This window comes from Flavobacterium jejuense (genome assembly GCF_006491595.2).
Lineage (GTDB): Bacteria > Bacteroidota > Bacteroidia > Flavobacteriales > Flavobacteriaceae > Flavobacterium > Flavobacterium jejuense.
Window position 1 is genome coordinate 83,743 of the sequence record NZ_VEVQ02000002.1, and the last position, 14,616, is coordinate 98,358.

Here is a 14,616-nt window from a genome sequence, read left to right on the forward strand (position 1 = left end):
TTATTATGAAAACAAATTTTAAATCACTTTTTTTAGTTGCTTTATCTTTTACAGTATTCTCTTGTAATGATGATGATACAGCAAGCGAAGTAGAAACAACAGAAAAAGTTACACTTAAAAATCATTCTGTAACTAATGCTTTTTTGAAAAAGAAAACAGGCTTTGAAAATTTAGAAATCTATTCTTTACTAAGTTCTGAAGATCAATTGTCTGAATCTCCAAATTTTGTTTATGGATCTATGGCTGACGGAATGGGATTAATGAAAATGAGTGATGGTACATTTACTTTAATTAATAATATAGAAGCACATTATTCTATTGCTAGAATTTCATTTGATAAAACCTTTAAGCCAGTAAAAGGAGAATATATATTAAACTCTTTAGCAACAACTGGTACAGCACAATGTTCAGGCTCTTTAATCATGCCAGAAGAGCATGGATTTGGTCCTTTATTTTTATCTGGAGGTGAATGGGATGGTTCTTCGCAAGGAGTTTTTGCAACAGATCCTTTTAAAAATGCTGATGATGCAGAATTAGCAACGATGCTTCCTGCTTTAGGACAATGGTCAACCGAAAATGCTGTAGTTATAGGTAAGGATGCTTACCCAAGTAAGACAGTTGCATTTATTGGAGATGATACAGGTGATAATACAACACCATCGGGACAATTAGCAATGTATGTTGGAAACAGAGGTGATTTAGCAGGAGGAAAACTTTACGGATTAAAAGTAACTACAGCTGGAATTGATTTTGAAATGGATATGGCTGAAGGTACTACGTATCAAGCCGAATTTGTTGAATATACAGAAAGAACTTTAGATGCTTTAGAGCAAGAATCTAGAGATAAAGGTATTATGGGCTTTTCAAGAGTAGAAGATATAGATTATAGAAAAGGTTCAGGTAGTACAAATAGAGAAGTTTATTTTGCAGTAACAGGTAGAAAATCAACTGCATTAATGGGGAAAGGTACTATTTATGGAAGAATTTATAAAGTGGTTTTAGATGCTAATGACCCAACTATAGCAACAATTACGTGTGTATTAGATGGTGATAAAGCTACTGGTGTAGCAAAACAATTCCATAGCCCAGATAATATAGTAGTAACTAAAGATTATGCTTATATTCAAGAAGATCCAAATGGGTATCCTGACAATGCAGACAAGACTCATTATTCTTATTTATACCAATACAATTTAAATACAGGAGCCTTAAAAGTGGTTTTAGAATGTGATCAAGTTGCTGCTGAAGCTGCAGGTGTAGGATCTGCATCAAGTATGTGGGAATTAACAGGGATGATTGATGTTTCTGATATCATAGGAGTGGAAGGAAGTTTCTTAATTTGTACACAAAATCATGGTTGGAACAAAGATGCTTTTGTGGATCCAAATGCAATTTTAAACACTACAAGAAAAGAAGGAAGTCAATTATATCTTATCAAAGGTTTAGAAAGATAGTATGTATAAAGTAATGAAAATTAAAAACTTAAAGGCTATATTTTTATATGGCCTTTTGGTTTTTTTAGCGTTTGGTTGTAAGGATAAAGAAGAATATAAAGAAATAACACCTTTAGAAAAATTAGAAAGTTATTTTAAAGAAAATTTGTGGAATGCTTCAGTAGCTTTAGATCAACTTAATAAGACAAAAAATATTGAAGAAAAAAAAGAATTCTTTTTAAAAGCAAGAATGTTCTTTAAATCAAGTGAATCTATTTTGGCTTTTGTTGATGCAAGTAATTATGGATATTTAAATCAACCCAATATTTTAAAAATTAAAGAAGAAGATTTTACAGATGTTAAAATAGATCAACCAGCTGGATTTCAAGTAGTGGAGGAGTTGCTTTATGATGATGAAATGGATTCTATTATTTTAAATAAAAATGTGGAAATTATTTCGAGTAGACTAAAATTAATTCATAAAAATCAAACCTTACAGTTTTTAAAAACACACCATATCCTTTGGATTCTTAGAGACGCCATCAACAGAGTGGCTTTAACAGGAATCACTGGTTTTGATTCTCCTGTTTTAGAAAATTCATTGGAAGAAAGTAAAACGGTTTATAAAAGTTTGAAGGAGATACTTACTATTTATGAAAATGAGTTTAAAAACAAAGAAATTTATAAGAATTGGCTTAGCCAAATTGAAATTAGTTTAACTTTTTTAGATAGTGCCAATTTTGAAAAATTCGACAGATATACTTTTATTAAAGATCACACGCATAAAGCACTTGAAATTTGGAAGGAGACGGTAAACGATTGGAAAGTTGAATTTCCATTTAAACAAGCTATCAATTATGAAGTAGCTAATTTGTTTACCAATGTTACTTTCAATATCAATTATTTTACAGATCAAAAAGGAAATCCTGTAGCAACAGATAAAGTAGCTTTAGGAAAATTATTATTTGAAGATAAATCCTTATCCAATGATAAAAGGATAAGTTGCGCTAGTTGTCACAAACAAGAATTGTATTTTACTGATGGTGTGTCTAAATCACCAAAAACTACTAGAAACTCTCCTACTTTGTTCTACGCGGCTTTGCAAAAAGGTTTTTTTCATGATAAACGAACGGGTAGTTTAGAAGGACAAATTGTTGATGTGGTAAATAATCCAAATGAATTTCATTTGTCTTTGAATGATTTAGAAAATAGAGTTTTAGAGAACCCTGAATATGTGAATGCATTTAAAAATGTATACCAAAAAGAAATTGACAATCATTTAATACGTAACGCTATTACCTCTTATATTATGTCTTTAACTCCTTTCAATTCTAAATTTGATTTGAATATGCAAGGGAAAGAACAATCCTTGAGTGAAAGAGAAATTAATGGTTTTAATCTTTTTATGGGGAAAGGGAAATGTGCTACTTGCCATTTTGCTCCTTTATTTAATGGATTAGTTCCCACACAATTTAAAGAATCTGAATTAGAATTAATAGGTGTACCAAAATCAAAAGACACTATACACGCTGTGATAGATGACGATTTAGGACGTTACAATATATATAAAACTGAAGAGAGAAAATTCTTTTTCAAAACACCAACGGTTCGTAATATTGAAAAAACAGCTCCTTATATGCATAATGGAGTGTATACAACCTTAGAAGAAATTGTTGATTTTTATAATAAAGGTGGTGCAAAAGGATTAGGTATTGAATTGGAATATCAAACCTTGCCTTTTGATAAACTCAATTTGACGAATAAAGAAAAAGAAGACTTAGTACTCTTTATGAAAACACTAACTGATAAGTTTTAAAAGATTTTTTTTGATTTCTATTACATTTCTAGAAATTCAAAACGTCTTTTCTAGCCCTGATAGGAACGGCATCCTTTTCTTTTTTCTATCAAGGAAAAAGAAAAGATATAGTGGATAGCAGGACTATTTTTCTATAGAAGTACTGTTTTTGTGCTCCTAAAAATAAAACTCAAGTTAAAAGCAAAAAAAAACTCCCATAATTTGGGAGTTTTTTATATCGATTGGTGTGATAATTAATCTAAAAAATCATCATTTTTCAAATTTTCATCTACAATAGTGCTGTTTTTTAATTGAACAGGTTTTCTGTTTTTCTTCATTTTTAAATTTAAGAATTCAACAAATAAAGAGAAGAAAATAGCAAAATACAAATAGCCTTTTGGAATACTATGTACTTCAATGTCATTACCAAATCTAAAGTTTGCTAAATGAGAACCTTCTGCTAAAAGCATTACGCCAATTAATATTAAGAATGATAACCCCAAAATTTGGATAGTTGGATGTTCGTTTACAAACTTGCTAACAGGACCAGCAAAAGCAAGCATAACAATAATGGATAAGATAATAGCCATAATCATAATTTCTATTGCTCCAGCAGGACCAAAACCAGCAGGCGGTTCTGCTGAACTTACTAATCCAATAGCCGTTAAAATACTATCAAACGAGAAAACAATATTTAATAACGCTATTTGAATGATTGCAGCCGACAAACCATTACTTGCTTTTCCAGATGTGCTTTCTTCTTCTCCTTCTAATTTATGATGTATTTCTGAAACTGATTTGTATAATAGGAATAAGCCACCTCCAAAAATAATTAAACTTTGTCCTGACAAACCTCCTGAGAAGAAGCCAAAATCAAAATCATAGAAAGATTCTTTTAAACCCATTACCCAAGTGATTCCAAAAAGTAAAATAATTCTAAAAACCATTGCTAATAACAATCCTATTCTTCTGGCTTTAGGTTGATCTTCTTCTCTTAATTTTCCAGAAACAATAGATAAAAAAACAATGTTATCAATTCCTAAAATAATCTCTAAAAAGGTTAAAGTTAAAAGTGCGATCCATGCATCTGGATTGGTTAATATTTCCATAGTCTGTAAACGTTAATTGGTTTTGTGTTTTAAAAGTAAAGTTGTTAAACGTAAATTATTGCTTTTTTGTTACAGTTCCACGTTGTTTTTTTGTTGTTCCTACAATGTTATACTCAAAAGTATAACCATTCTCAGTAGTAGTAAGGATTTTTATTTGAACCGCATTTTTTTCGCTCATCGATTTTGGATTCACCTTTTTTAGAATAAATTCGCAATCATTTACCCATCGTACTGTTGAGGTGTCTCTTTTTTCTCTAAAAGTTTCAATTTGTAAGGAGTCGTTTCTTTCAAAATAAGAGGTTTCCATTTTTCCATCTATTTCTCTTGTAAACTCAAAATTTCCAGTTTTGTAATCGTTGCAGTTTCGTTCTTGTTCGTAACAAGAAATTAAAAATAAAGGCAATAAAAAAAAGAAAATTTTATATTTTTTGGTAAACATTTGAAGTTATTTTTTTGAAATTGAAATTGATTTTTGAAATAACTATTGAAGTTTCTTAAGTTCGTCATCTGTAAAATGCTTCAAGCTTTTCTCTTTGGCAAACTTATCTGCATTATAACTATTCGATTTGTTTTTAGGTATAGTTAAACTATTCCAAGCTGTTTGTTTGAGCATTTTAGCATAAAACACAATTTGTCCTACATGATAAGGATAATGTGCTAGTTGACGATTAATAGCATCTAAAGCCGTCTGACCTTCATTTCTGATGTAAATAATTTTAGATAAGTCTTCGGGTTGCAATGTGTTTAAAGTATTAAAAAAGCAATCCCAACCTTCATTCCAAAGTTGGAGTAAGTTTTCCTTATTTTTTTCAGTAAAAAGCGCATCAAATTCACCATCTCGTTGTCTCCATTCTTTCTCTCCATCAGTAGTTAAAAAATCAGTCCAGCGCGAAAGCATATTGCCATGCATGTGTTTGATTATGGTTGCTATAGAATTGGTATCCTCATTTACTGTAATAAAAAGTTGATCCACTTCTAATTGATCAATTGCTTTTTCTGCTACGGTTTTGTAATAGAGCATTTGCTTTTTTACACTTTCTAGATAAATGTTACTTGTTTCCATCGAATAAACTTTTCATTATAATATTAATTCCTTTAAAACCGAGATAAACTGCTGTGCAACAAATTATAATTCCTATAGTTAGTACGTAAGGATATAAAGGTCTGCCTTCATTTTTAAACGAACTATTAATCACTATTGGTCCAATTGCCATTAAGGGCAAACAACCCGATAAGTATTTAATGCCTTTAGCTAATAATTTTCTGTTTGTTCCCATGTCGTTATTGTATTGGAGGTGGAGGAGGTGGTTCGGAAATTCGATTTCCTACTCCAAGATAAATACTTGATTCTTCTCTTTTTATTGCTTCAGTTTCTTTTTGGGTAAGTTCGCAAATTGGTTTTCCAAATTTTTGTAAAGCTATTTCTTCATAATACAATTGGTATCCTTTTTTTATATCGATAAAAGCCTGTTCTATAGATTCTTTATTTGTGGTTAAATCCCAATCTAGCATACAATTTTCAACGTAATTATAATCTGAATCTGATTTCTTTAAAAATTCATAAATATAATTTGCTAAAGAATCACTTGCAATAGGTCTTTCATTAACTAAAGCCAAATTATCTCGATTGATTAAAACACGAGTAAATGAATACTCACCACAAATAACACCACAACTTCTACAATAATTGAAAAGTGTTACATTCACCATTTCATTAGTACTCAATTTCAATAGGAATTCATTTTTTTTACAACAGGTTTCTTTATTTAATTTTATTGTAATTTCTTCTAAAATATCATTTCTATAATTGTTATAATTAATTTCAATTATAGGTAACGAATCATGAATGCCTAGCAAATAATTTTCATTGGAACAATATTGAAACGTTTTATTGGAAAATAAAAAATAGCCACTTACTAAAAAGATAGTAAGTAATGCAGCAAAAAGAAAGCCTTTGCTGTTGTAGTATTTTCTTCTTTTCCTCAAAATTTAAAAGGTTATATTCAAACCTATTCCATTGGTATTTGTAATCACTTTCATATCAAAATTATATCCTAATGTAGGAGTGTTCCCTTTTACACTTTCATTATATAATTCAATACTTTTATTACGCATTCTAGTTCTTCCAGAAAGTATCGGAATAGAAACTGCTACTAGACCAGCACCTACATAAGTAAAACCAGAAGGATAATCGGCATCAGAAACTAAGCCTTTCACTATATCTCCAACAATTAAACCAATTCCACCTCCTAATAAAAGACCTCCAACCGATTCTTTAGTTCGCGATTTTTTATATAAGTTTAATGCTGCTGGATTGGCTGCTAATGTTTTTGTGATTTCATGTTTATATACTAAATTATCATCGATATAAAATTTATTGTCTCTAACTTCAATTTGTTGCGAAAAAACGAAACTAGTAATCAATAAAGTAAGTAGTATAACTATTTTTTTCATTCGTTTGTTTATTTAGGGTTTATAATTGGTAACAGCATTTCTAACACTGCCATATTGTAGTAACAATTTTTTTGCCAGTTCATAATCAACTGTAATCTCATCCATTATCATTTTTGTGCCTCGATCGACTAATTTTTCATTGCTCAATTGCATATCGACCATTTTATTGCCTTTTACTTTACCCAATTGAATCATCGTTGCTGTCGAAATCATGTTTAATACCAATTTTTGAGCGGTTCCTGCTTTCATACGACTACTTCCAGTAACAAATTCAGGGCCAACGACAACTTCTATTGGGAATTTTGAAGTCAATGCTAGCGGACTTCCAGCATTACAAGTAATACAGCCAGTACTAATTCCATTCTCATTGCATTTTTCTAGGCCTTTAATTACATAAGGAGTGGTTCCGGAAGCAGCAATTCCTACAACTACATCATTTTGATTGATATTCCATTCTTTTAGGTCTAACCAAGCTTGAGTAGTACTGTCTTCTGCATTTTCTACCGCTTTTCTAATGGCTAAATCTCCTCCAGCAATAATTCCAATGACCAAATCAAAGGGAACTCCAAATGTGGGTGGACATTCAGATGCATCCACAATACCTAATCTTCCAGAAGTTCCTGCTCCAATATAGAAAAGTCGTCCGCCTTGTTTCATTTTAGTAACAATTTCAGAAACTAAAACTTCAATTTGTGGCATCGCTTTTTCAACCGCTAATGGCACAGTTTGGTCTTCTTTATTAATATTGGTCAACAAATCCTGTATCGACATTTGTTCTAAATGTTCGTATTTGGAAGATTGTTCTGTCGTTTTTGTAAAGCTCATTATTAGATATTGAAAGAAGCTAAAATACGAAGATTTATTTTGGAATATAGAATTTTAATATTGGAATTTATCCTTTAAATAAAATAAGCCAAAATAATTCCCAAAACAATAACTGAAAGCTTTGCTAAATTAAACTTATGACCTTCACTACTTTCAAAAATAATAGTAGAAGAAATATGAAATAAGATACCAATCACAATTCCTGAAATTTGGGTGTAATATTCTTGTAAAAAGTGAAGATTATCCGCTAAAAAGGTTCCAATTGGAGTCATAAAAGCAAAAATAATCATGAAAAATAAAATGGCTTTTTTGTTTAAATGAGCATTAATAAAGAAAGTAGTTAAAATAATAGCAATAGGAAAGTGGTGAATGGCAATTCCATAAGCCAAATGATTTTGTTTACTTATTGGCATTCCTTCCAATAATGCATGTAAACACAAACTAAAAAATAACAACCATGGAATTTGATTTAGGGTTTGATGACCGTGAACATGACCATGTTCGGCTCCTTTTGAGAAGTATTCTAAGATGATTTGGAATACAATTCCAATCATTATAAAAATACCTATAGCACTATTATGATTGTGATGATGGGCATGATTGTGATGTAAGTCGGTTTCGTAGACTTCTGGTAACAAATGCATTACTGTTAATGACAATAGGAAAGCTCCACTAAAAGCAAGCAGTAATTTTAAGTTTTTTTTGCTTTTTGGACGTAAAAAAAGAGCAATAAAATAGCCTATCAATACAGATAGCAAAGGTAAAATATAGATACTGTAATCCATTATTTGAATATCATAATTAAACGTTCCGATTCGTTTTTAAAGAATTTTTGTAATTTATAGTTACCAAAAATATCTAATAAGTAAATGCCTGCTTCCTCCATCATTTGTTCAAAATCAGTCAAGCGTAAGGCTTGTACTTTTTCTGTAAAATGATAGTCTTCTCCTTCAGCAGTAAATCGAATTTCCTTATAAATATGGTTTTGCTTTACATATCTTTTTATATGAAAGTCAATGTTTTCAACAGTTTTTACTTCTTCTGGAACTAAATTAGCAATTACATAATCCACATTCATAAAATCGATACAAGCAAAACCAGTCTCAGTAAGACTATTATGTATGGCTTTTAGTGTGGTTAAATTATCTGCATCATTTTCAAAGTACCCAAAACTGGTAAAAAGGTTAAATATGGCATCATATTTTTCCTTGCAAGTATCACGCATGTCGTGCACTTTAAAATGCAAAGTTTCATTTGCTGCTTTTGAAGCTTCTGCGATACTGTTTTCTGATAAATCTGCACCAGTAACATTATAACCGAGCGAATTTAAATAAATAGAATGTCTTCCTTTTCCACAAGCTAAATCTAAAATTTTAGCTTCTTCGGGTAAATTCAAATAACTCGTTAAATTATCCATGAAGTGTTGGGCTTCATTGTAATCTCTGTCTTTATATAATATGTGGTAAAATGGGCTATCAAACCATGAAGCATACCATTTTTGTGTACTTAAATTTTTATTTTCAGTCATTATTCTTTTGCTCACCAAATTAATTTTGCAAAATTACATATTTTTTTCCTCTCAAAGGGACATATCTGCTTTCATTCTTTTCAAATAGAAGAAATGCTACATTTAGAATAAAATTAATGTATTTTTGCACTTTAAATCTAAATATTTTTTTAGATATTGGTTTTAAAAGTATTTCACACATTTGCAATTGGTTTTTTGCAATTGAAATTGATTTTTGAAAATGGAAAATTTTAAGATGGTTGCCAAAACCTTATTTGGATTTGAAGAATTATTAGCTAAAGAATTAGTGCAATTAGGAGCTCAAAAAGTGGAGCAAGGAATTCGAGTAGTGAGTTTTATTGGTGATAAAGGGTTCATGTACAAGGCTAATTTAGCTTTGCGCACAGCTTTAAAAATATTGAAGCCAATAAAGACATTTAAAGCTTATAATGATAAAAGTTTGTATGATGGGATTCAAAAAATAGATTGGTCAGATTATCTTACCGAATATAAAACATTTGTGGTAGAAACGACTTTGCATTCGGAACACTTTAATCACAGTCAGTTTGTGGCTTTAAAAACGAAAGATGCTATTGTAGATCAATTTAGAGATAAAACAGGAAAACGACCTGATATAGATAAAGATTTCCCAGATGTACGTATTCATGTCCATATTGATAGAGATGTAGTAACTGTTTCTTTGGATAGTTCAGGAGAATCTTTGCATAGAAGAGGGTATAAAACGGCTACAAACATTGCACCAATAAATGAAGTGCTAGCAGCAGGAATGTTGTTGCTTTCTGGTTGGGACGGAACCACTCACTTTATTGATCCTATGTGTGGTAGTGGAACAATTCTAGCAGAAGCGGCAATGATTGCTTGTAATATTCCTGCCAATATTAATCGTAAAGAATTTGCTTTTGAAAAATGGCAAGATTGGGATAGCGAATTATTCGATAAGGTTTTAGAATCTTTATTAAAGAAAGCGCGCGAGTTTCATTATACTATTACTGGTTATGACAAAGCACCAAGTGCTGTAGCTAAAGCCAAAGATAATATTAGTAATGCTAATTTAGATGAATATATTTCTATTCGTCAAGCGAATTTCTTTGAAACTGAGAAAATGACAGAAGGACCACTGCATATGGTTTTTAATCCACCTTATGGAGAACGTTTGGATATTGAAATGGAACGTTTTTATAGAGAAATAGGTGATACTATGAAACAAAAATATCCAAATACAAATGCTTGGTTTATTACAGCTAATTTGGAAGCTTTGAAGTTTGTGGGTTTAAAACCAAGTCGAAAAATTAAATTGTTTAATGGAAAATTAGAGGCGCGCTTTGTGAAATATGAAATGTATGCAGGAAGTAAGCGAACAAAATTTCAAGTTGAAAATCAAGATTAAAATATAAAGTATTATGAGTAAAAAAACGAAAGCATTTTTATACAACCTTTTTGGTTTTTCCTTTTTTTATATTCCAGCTTATTTGTTGATAATGACCTTTACCACTTTAATAGGTTTTTGGATTGCAGGACCAGCTTTTATCGTTTCATTAATTCTTTCTCCAAAATTTCAGTATATGAAAACCAATGATGGAGAAAAGATATTTATGAAATGGATATTTAGAAAAGGAATTAGGGAAATAGAATAGCATTTTATAATTCAGTTATTAAAATAAAAAATCACCAAAAATGGTGATTTTTTTGTTTTAGAAAAAGGTGATTTTTGCTAGAAATTAATTAATAAATAAAATAAAATGATTTTAAAAAAAATTAAAGCAATTTTACTTTGCTTTTCAATGGTAGTATTGTCGAGTTGTTCTGTTGATGATGGAAAAGACGGTTTAAACGGAGTTGGTTTTGATGAGTTAACAAAATTTGGTTCAGTAAAAATGACTTTTTCTGGAACAAGACCAGATGATGTAATTTTTACAAACACTTCTGACTTTAAGTTTACTTCTGTAGAAGGTTCGGATTATAATAATAGTAATTCTGTTCAAAGTAATGGAGATGATTTAGCATTTACAGTTTTAAGATTTTTAAGTTCTCCAGATGATGTTTACCAAGAATCTACTGTGTCTTTTAGATTGAACGTTACCGATGCAGGATTAGAAACCCAGTCTTTAGCTTTAAATTCATTTCGAATCGAAAATTTTGCTGTAATAGGTGATGATTTAAAATATTTTGTACTTTCTGATAGTTATAATACAACCAGTACAAGTGCTAATTTCCAAATTTTAAATTATAGTTTTAATGATGAAACAAATAAATTAGAATTTACATTCTCATTTGATGTTCCAGCATCAGATAATGATTCTGGTAATGATATGACTGTGAAGGGCGAGGTTAGTGTTGTCGTTCTAGAAGAAATATAATACAGATACAGATATAAAAAAAAGACCTCTTACTTAAAAAGAGGTCTTTTTTTTATATCTTAATTCCAGGAGGAAGCATTTCTTGGTATCTTCTGTTCTTTCTAAAAAACTTGATTAACTTTAAATGAGTTGGAACAACTTTTAATTTTCGTTCTTCAGCAATTGCTAAAACATTTTTGATGAACTCTTCATGCAATTCTTCATCTGAATTTTCGTTTTCGCAAAATTTAGTTAAAAAGATTTTACGTTCTTGTAACGAGTATTCGATAGATACCAATCCTGTGTCAGTACTAATTTCAAATTGTCTTAATAACTCATTGTCTTTAATTTCCATCGGTTAATGCTTTTAGTTTTAATTTTAACAATCAATAAAAATATATTGATTGGGTATAAGTATACAATGCAAAGTTAACGATTTGACAATCAATTTCAAATAAATTTAACTTTTATGATTTTTTATTCTTAAAAGTTAAATAGTTGTCGAATAATAAAAGAAATATAGTACTTTTACTAGGATTAAAGTTAACCACTGTTACAATGTCTAGAATACCTGTTTACTTCATGCCTGGTTTGGCAGCAAGTCCTATCATATTTGAAAATATAAAATTACCCGAAGACGAATTTGAAATGTATTTCTTAGAATGGTTTGTTCCAAAATCAAAGGAAACTTTAGAAGAATATGCGTTAAGAATGACTAAAGAGATTAAGCACGAAAATCCAGTTTTAATTGGAGTGTCTTTTGGAGGTATTTTAGTCCAAGAAATGTCAAAATGTATAAGTACAAGGAAGACTATTATTATCTCTAGTGTAAAAACAAATAAAGAGATGCCAAGTCGAATGAAGATTGCAAAAAAAACTTTGGCTTATAAATTGATACCAACTAGTTTGTTAGCCAATGTAGAAACTTTAGTCAAATACGCTTTTGGAGAAAATATTATATCCAGTAGATTGAAGTTATATGAAAAATATTTGAGTGTTAGAGATAAAAAATATTTGGATTGGGCGATAGAAAGTGTAATTTTATGGTCTAGAGACCAAGTTGATGAAAAAATAATACATATTCATGGTGATGCTGATGAAGTTTTTCCAATACAAAATATAAAAAATGCTATTGTTGTAAAAGGCGGAACACACATCATGATTATTAATAAATACAAGTGGCTTAACGAAAATTTGCCAAAAATGATTTACTAAACCGAAAAGAAATTAATTATGAAGAAGGATGTTATTAAAAGAATCGTATTAATTTGTGCTGTAATCTCAATCAGTGCTTTGTTTATTTATGCTACAAAAACTAATGTTGTACAAATAGCACACGTAGATTATCCTACACAAATGAATTTTGCTCAAGAAGAAGTACCTACCTTTATGGCGGATGTGGAAGAGCGTTTGGATAGAGAAATGGTTACTAATATGAATTACCATACCAATACTACATTAGTGATTAAAAGAGCGAATAAAGTATTTCCTGTAATTGAACCTATTTTAGCTAAAAATGGAATTCCTGATGATTTTAAATACTTAGCAGTTATCGAAAGTAGTTTAGTGAATGCAGTTTCACCAGCAGGAGCTAGAGGTGTTTGGCAATTTATGCCTACAACAGCTAAAGAAAAAGGGATGGAAGTAAATGATTATGTAGATGAACGTTATGATCTAGAAAAAGCAACAGAAGCAGCTTGTGCTTATTTGAAAGAAGCTTATTTAAAATTTGGAAATTGGACCTTAGCCGCTGCTTCCTATAATGGAGGAATGGCTGGTGTACAACGTCAATTAGAATCTCAAAAAGTAAACAGTTATTATGATGTTCTATTAACAGAAGAAACGGCTCGTTATGTATACCGTATTTTGGCTTTAAAAGAAATCATGAAAAATCCTCAAAAATACGGTTTCGAAATACCAGCTCATGCTTTGTATTCTGAAATTCCTGTTAAGAAAATAGAGGTTGATTCAACCGTTACTGATTTAGCTGATTTTGCCATTTCTCAAGGAATTAATTATAAGATTTTAAAAATTCACAATCCTTGGTTGAGAGATAAATCATTGCCAAACAAATCAAAAAAGAAATATCAGATTGCTATACCTACATCAGGATATTCAAAGTAATACTATAAATTTATAAACACAAAAAAAGCACTCATCGAGTGCTTTTTGTTTTTATTATAGTGAAGAACAATTAGATTTTCTTCATTTGATCTTTCATCATTTTAATTTGATCTTTCAACATACCGTGTTTGTCTAATTTTTTAGCTTCCGTTAGTAAGTTGTTTGCTTCCATTTTACGTCTTTTCGTCATGGCAATTCCGGCCAATTGTAATTTAGCTAAAGCCAAATCTTGATCCATTGACAATCCTAATTGAATGGCTTTCTTAAAAAACTTTTCAGCAAGTGTTAGATTAGTTTGCGAAACCATAATTCCGTTTAAATAGTTGTAATATCCTTGTTGTTTTTGAATTAAAGCACTCTCTGGATTTTTAATTTTGTCTAACCATTTTTTAGCTCCATCCATATCTTGCTTTCTCAATTTTAAAAAAGCCAATAAAATCATTTCATTTTTAAAATATAAAAAGATAAAAATAGTTGATAATAAAATAAGGAAAATTCCATTCCCTATATTACTTTCTATAAATTGATAGATTCCAAAAGCGATGATTAAACCAGCTAGAACTAATTTGATATTTTTATTGAACATAATTATTTTTTTAGTGTTGCAAAGGTAATAAAATCAATTAAAAATATTTTTAAAAAAGTACTTGCGAATGAAAAAAGTCTTTGTATATTTGCACTCGGTTTTACAGGAAGGTAAGCCAAGTGATAAAAATTCGATTTATTTATAGATTTTAAAAATAAAAGTAATGAGCAAAAGAACATTTCAACCATCGAAAAGAAAAAGAAGAAACAAACACGGATTCATGGACAGAATGTCTTCTCCTAATGGAAGAAAAGTTCTAGCTAGAAGAAGAGCTAAAGGTAGACATAAATTAACTGTTTCTAGCGAACCAAGACATAAAAAATAATGATTAGTTTCTAATCAATATTAAGCCGTTACTTTTATTAGTAGCGGCTTTTTTTTAAACTTGTTTATAAAATTTAATAAGTTTTTGGAGCTATTTCCTGC

Annotated in this window: 19 protein-coding genes; 8 read left to right on the top strand and 11 right to left on the bottom strand. The window is 30.0% G+C overall.

Annotation, left to right across the window (positions count from 1 at the left end; genetic code table 11):
- The first annotated feature begins 5 nt into the window (after positions 1 to 5).
- Positions 6 to 1,454 carry an alkaline phosphatase PhoX gene (locus FIA58_RS03155; protein WP_140959969.1) on the top strand — a complete coding sequence of 483 codons (1,449 nt, stop codon included), beginning with the start codon at positions 6 to 8 and terminating at the stop codon, positions 1,452 to 1,454.
- A gap of 13 nt (positions 1,455 to 1,467) precedes the next feature.
- Positions 1,468 to 3,249 (top strand): cytochrome-c peroxidase, encoded by a 1,782-nt coding sequence (locus tag FIA58_RS03160; protein WP_165928842.1) that lies wholly within the window; start codon positions 1,468 to 1,470, stop codon positions 3,247 to 3,249.
- Between the two features lie 233 nt (positions 3,250 to 3,482).
- Here FIA58_RS03160 and FIA58_RS03165 read toward each other — a convergent pair whose 3' ends face one another.
- The 9 genes from FIA58_RS03165 to FIA58_RS03205 all read right to left on the bottom strand — a co-directional run bounded on the left by FIA58_RS03165 (position 3,483) and on the right by FIA58_RS03205 (position 9,144).
- Positions 3,483 to 4,337, bottom strand: coding sequence for a TerC family protein (locus FIA58_RS03165; protein WP_140959973.1), 855 nt, complete (start codon positions 4,335 to 4,337; stop codon positions 3,483 to 3,485).
- Positions 4,338 to 4,392: 55 nt separating this feature from the next.
- Positions 4,393 to 4,776, bottom strand: a complete 384-nt coding sequence (locus tag FIA58_RS03170; RefSeq protein ID WP_140959975.1) for a DNA topoisomerase IV — start codon at positions 4,774 to 4,776, stop codon at positions 4,393 to 4,395.
- Between the two features lie 42 nt (positions 4,777 to 4,818).
- Complete coding sequence (locus FIA58_RS03175) at positions 4,819 to 5,400, bottom strand: DUF1572 family protein (RefSeq protein ID WP_140959977.1); 582 nt, start codon at positions 5,398 to 5,400, stop codon at positions 4,819 to 4,821.
- The gene (locus FIA58_RS03180; RefSeq protein WP_140959979.1) at positions 5,387 to 5,614 is read right to left on the bottom strand and encodes a DUF6095 family protein; all 228 of its coding nucleotides are present in this window, start codon (positions 5,612 to 5,614) and stop codon (positions 5,387 to 5,389) included. The genes FIA58_RS03175 and FIA58_RS03180 overlap by 14 nt, the downstream gene beginning before the upstream one ends.
- 4 nt (positions 5,615 to 5,618) lie before the next feature.
- Positions 5,619 to 6,323: a hypothetical protein gene (locus FIA58_RS03185; RefSeq protein WP_140959981.1), complete on the bottom strand. Its 705-nt coding sequence runs from the start codon at positions 6,321 to 6,323 to the stop codon at positions 5,619 to 5,621.
- Positions 6,324 to 6,326: 3 nt separating this feature from the next.
- Positions 6,327 to 6,791 (bottom strand): hypothetical protein, encoded by a 465-nt coding sequence (locus tag FIA58_RS03190; protein WP_140959983.1) that lies wholly within the window; start codon positions 6,789 to 6,791, stop codon positions 6,327 to 6,329.
- A 12-nt stretch (positions 6,792 to 6,803) separates the two neighbouring features.
- The gene (gene murQ / locus FIA58_RS03195) at positions 6,804 to 7,616 is read right to left on the bottom strand and encodes an N-acetylmuramic acid 6-phosphate etherase (protein ID WP_140959985.1); all 813 of its coding nucleotides are present in this window, start codon (positions 7,614 to 7,616) and stop codon (positions 6,804 to 6,806) included.
- Positions 7,617 to 7,690: 74 nt separating this feature from the next.
- Positions 7,691 to 8,401 (bottom strand): ZIP family metal transporter, encoded by a 711-nt coding sequence (locus FIA58_RS03200; protein ID WP_140959987.1) that lies wholly within the window; start codon positions 8,399 to 8,401, stop codon positions 7,691 to 7,693.
- Positions 8,401 to 9,144, bottom strand: a complete 744-nt coding sequence (locus FIA58_RS03205) for an SAM-dependent methyltransferase (protein ID WP_140960659.1) — start codon at positions 9,142 to 9,144, stop codon at positions 8,401 to 8,403. The genes FIA58_RS03200 and FIA58_RS03205 overlap by 1 nt, the downstream gene beginning before the upstream one ends.
- 220 nt (positions 9,145 to 9,364) lie before the next feature.
- On the opposite strand from FIA58_RS03205, the gene FIA58_RS03210 reads away from it, so the two are divergent.
- The 3 genes from FIA58_RS03210 (at position 9,365) to FIA58_RS03220 (ending at position 11,501) form a co-directional block, all read left to right on the top strand.
- On the top strand, positions 9,365 to 10,531 hold the full coding sequence (locus FIA58_RS03210) for a THUMP domain-containing class I SAM-dependent RNA methyltransferase (protein WP_140959989.1): 1,167 nt from the start codon (positions 9,365 to 9,367) through the stop codon (positions 10,529 to 10,531).
- 13 nt (positions 10,532 to 10,544) lie between these two features.
- Positions 10,545 to 10,778 carry a hypothetical protein gene (locus FIA58_RS03215; protein ID WP_140959991.1) on the top strand — a complete coding sequence of 78 codons (234 nt, stop codon included), beginning with the start codon at positions 10,545 to 10,547 and terminating at the stop codon, positions 10,776 to 10,778.
- Positions 10,779 to 10,883: 105 nt separating this feature from the next.
- A complete protein-coding gene (locus FIA58_RS03220) occupies positions 10,884 to 11,501 on the top strand; it encodes a hypothetical protein (protein WP_140959993.1) in 618 nt (205 codons plus the stop codon).
- Between the two features lie 52 nt (positions 11,502 to 11,553).
- Here the strand turns inward: FIA58_RS03220 and FIA58_RS03225 are convergent, their stop codons facing one another.
- Positions 11,554 to 11,835 (bottom strand): N-acetyltransferase, encoded by a 282-nt coding sequence (locus FIA58_RS03225; RefSeq protein ID WP_140959995.1) that lies wholly within the window; start codon positions 11,833 to 11,835, stop codon positions 11,554 to 11,556.
- 203 nt (positions 11,836 to 12,038) lie between these two features.
- Here FIA58_RS03225 and FIA58_RS03230 point away from each other — a divergent pair, with 203 nt between their 5' ends.
- Entirely contained in the window at positions 12,039 to 12,695 is a 657-nt protein-coding gene (locus FIA58_RS03230) for an alpha/beta hydrolase (protein ID WP_140960661.1), read from the top strand.
- An 18-nt stretch (positions 12,696 to 12,713) separates the two neighbouring features.
- Entirely contained in the window at positions 12,714 to 13,604 is an 891-nt protein-coding gene (locus tag FIA58_RS03235) for a lytic transglycosylase domain-containing protein (protein WP_140959997.1), read from the top strand.
- Between the two features lie 70 nt (positions 13,605 to 13,674).
- Here the strand turns inward: FIA58_RS03235 and FIA58_RS03240 are convergent, their stop codons facing one another.
- Entirely contained in the window at positions 13,675 to 14,190 is a 516-nt protein-coding gene (locus tag FIA58_RS03240) for a DUF2892 domain-containing protein (protein WP_140959999.1), read from the bottom strand.
- 163 nt (positions 14,191 to 14,353) lie between these two features.
- Between FIA58_RS03240 and rpmH the strand changes: the two genes are divergently transcribed.
- Positions 14,354 to 14,515, top strand: coding sequence for a 50S ribosomal protein L34 (gene rpmH, locus FIA58_RS03245; RefSeq protein ID WP_057669770.1), 162 nt, complete (start codon positions 14,354 to 14,356; stop codon positions 14,513 to 14,515).
- The last annotated feature ends 101 nt before the right edge of the window (positions 14,516 to 14,616 follow it).

Excerpts from the sequence above, each read along its gene's own strand:
- murQ (WP_140959985.1), bottom strand. The coding sequence starts at position 7,616 with ATGAGCTTTACAAAAACGACAGAACAATCTTCCAAATACGAACATTTA.
- FIA58_RS03155 (WP_140959969.1), top strand. The coding sequence starts at position 6 with ATGAAAACAAATTTTAAATCACTTTTTTTAGTTGCTTTATCTTTTACA.
- FIA58_RS03170 (WP_140959975.1), bottom strand. The coding sequence starts at position 4,776 with ATGTTTACCAAAAAATATAAAATTTTCTTTTTTTTATTGCCTTTATTT.
- FIA58_RS03220 (WP_140959993.1), top strand. The coding sequence starts at position 10,884 with ATGATTTTAAAAAAAATTAAAGCAATTTTACTTTGCTTTTCAATGGTA.
- FIA58_RS03230 (WP_140960661.1), top strand. The coding sequence starts at position 12,039 with ATGTCTAGAATACCTGTTTACTTCATGCCTGGTTTGGCAGCAAGTCCT.
- FIA58_RS03160 (WP_165928842.1), top strand. The coding sequence starts at position 1,468 with ATGAAAATTAAAAACTTAAAGGCTATATTTTTATATGGCCTTTTGGTT.
- rpmH (WP_057669770.1), top strand. The coding sequence starts at position 14,354 with ATGAGCAAAAGAACATTTCAACCATCGAAAAGAAAAAGAAGAAACAAA.
- FIA58_RS03210 (WP_140959989.1), top strand. The coding sequence starts at position 9,365 with ATGGAAAATTTTAAGATGGTTGCCAAAACCTTATTTGGATTTGAAGAA.
- FIA58_RS03235 (WP_140959997.1), top strand. The coding sequence starts at position 12,714 with ATGAAGAAGGATGTTATTAAAAGAATCGTATTAATTTGTGCTGTAATC.
- FIA58_RS03225 (WP_140959995.1), bottom strand. The coding sequence starts at position 11,835 with ATGGAAATTAAAGACAATGAGTTATTAAGACAATTTGAAATTAGTACT.
- FIA58_RS03190 (WP_140959983.1), bottom strand. The coding sequence starts at position 6,791 with ATGAAAAAAATAGTTATACTACTTACTTTATTGATTACTAGTTTCGTT.
- FIA58_RS03175 (WP_140959977.1), bottom strand. The coding sequence starts at position 5,400 with ATGGAAACAAGTAACATTTATCTAGAAAGTGTAAAAAAGCAAATGCTC.
- FIA58_RS03205 (WP_140960659.1), bottom strand. The coding sequence starts at position 9,144 with ATGACTGAAAATAAAAATTTAAGTACACAAAAATGGTATGCTTCATGG.
- FIA58_RS03215 (WP_140959991.1), top strand. The coding sequence starts at position 10,545 with ATGAGTAAAAAAACGAAAGCATTTTTATACAACCTTTTTGGTTTTTCC.
- FIA58_RS03240 (WP_140959999.1), bottom strand. The coding sequence starts at position 14,190 with ATGTTCAATAAAAATATCAAATTAGTTCTAGCTGGTTTAATCATCGCT.
- FIA58_RS03180 (WP_140959979.1), bottom strand. The coding sequence starts at position 5,614 with ATGGGAACAAACAGAAAATTATTAGCTAAAGGCATTAAATACTTATCG.
- FIA58_RS03165 (WP_140959973.1), bottom strand. The coding sequence starts at position 4,337 with ATGGAAATATTAACCAATCCAGATGCATGGATCGCACTTTTAACTTTA.
- FIA58_RS03200 (WP_140959987.1), bottom strand. The coding sequence starts at position 8,401 with ATGGATTACAGTATCTATATTTTACCTTTGCTATCTGTATTGATAGGC.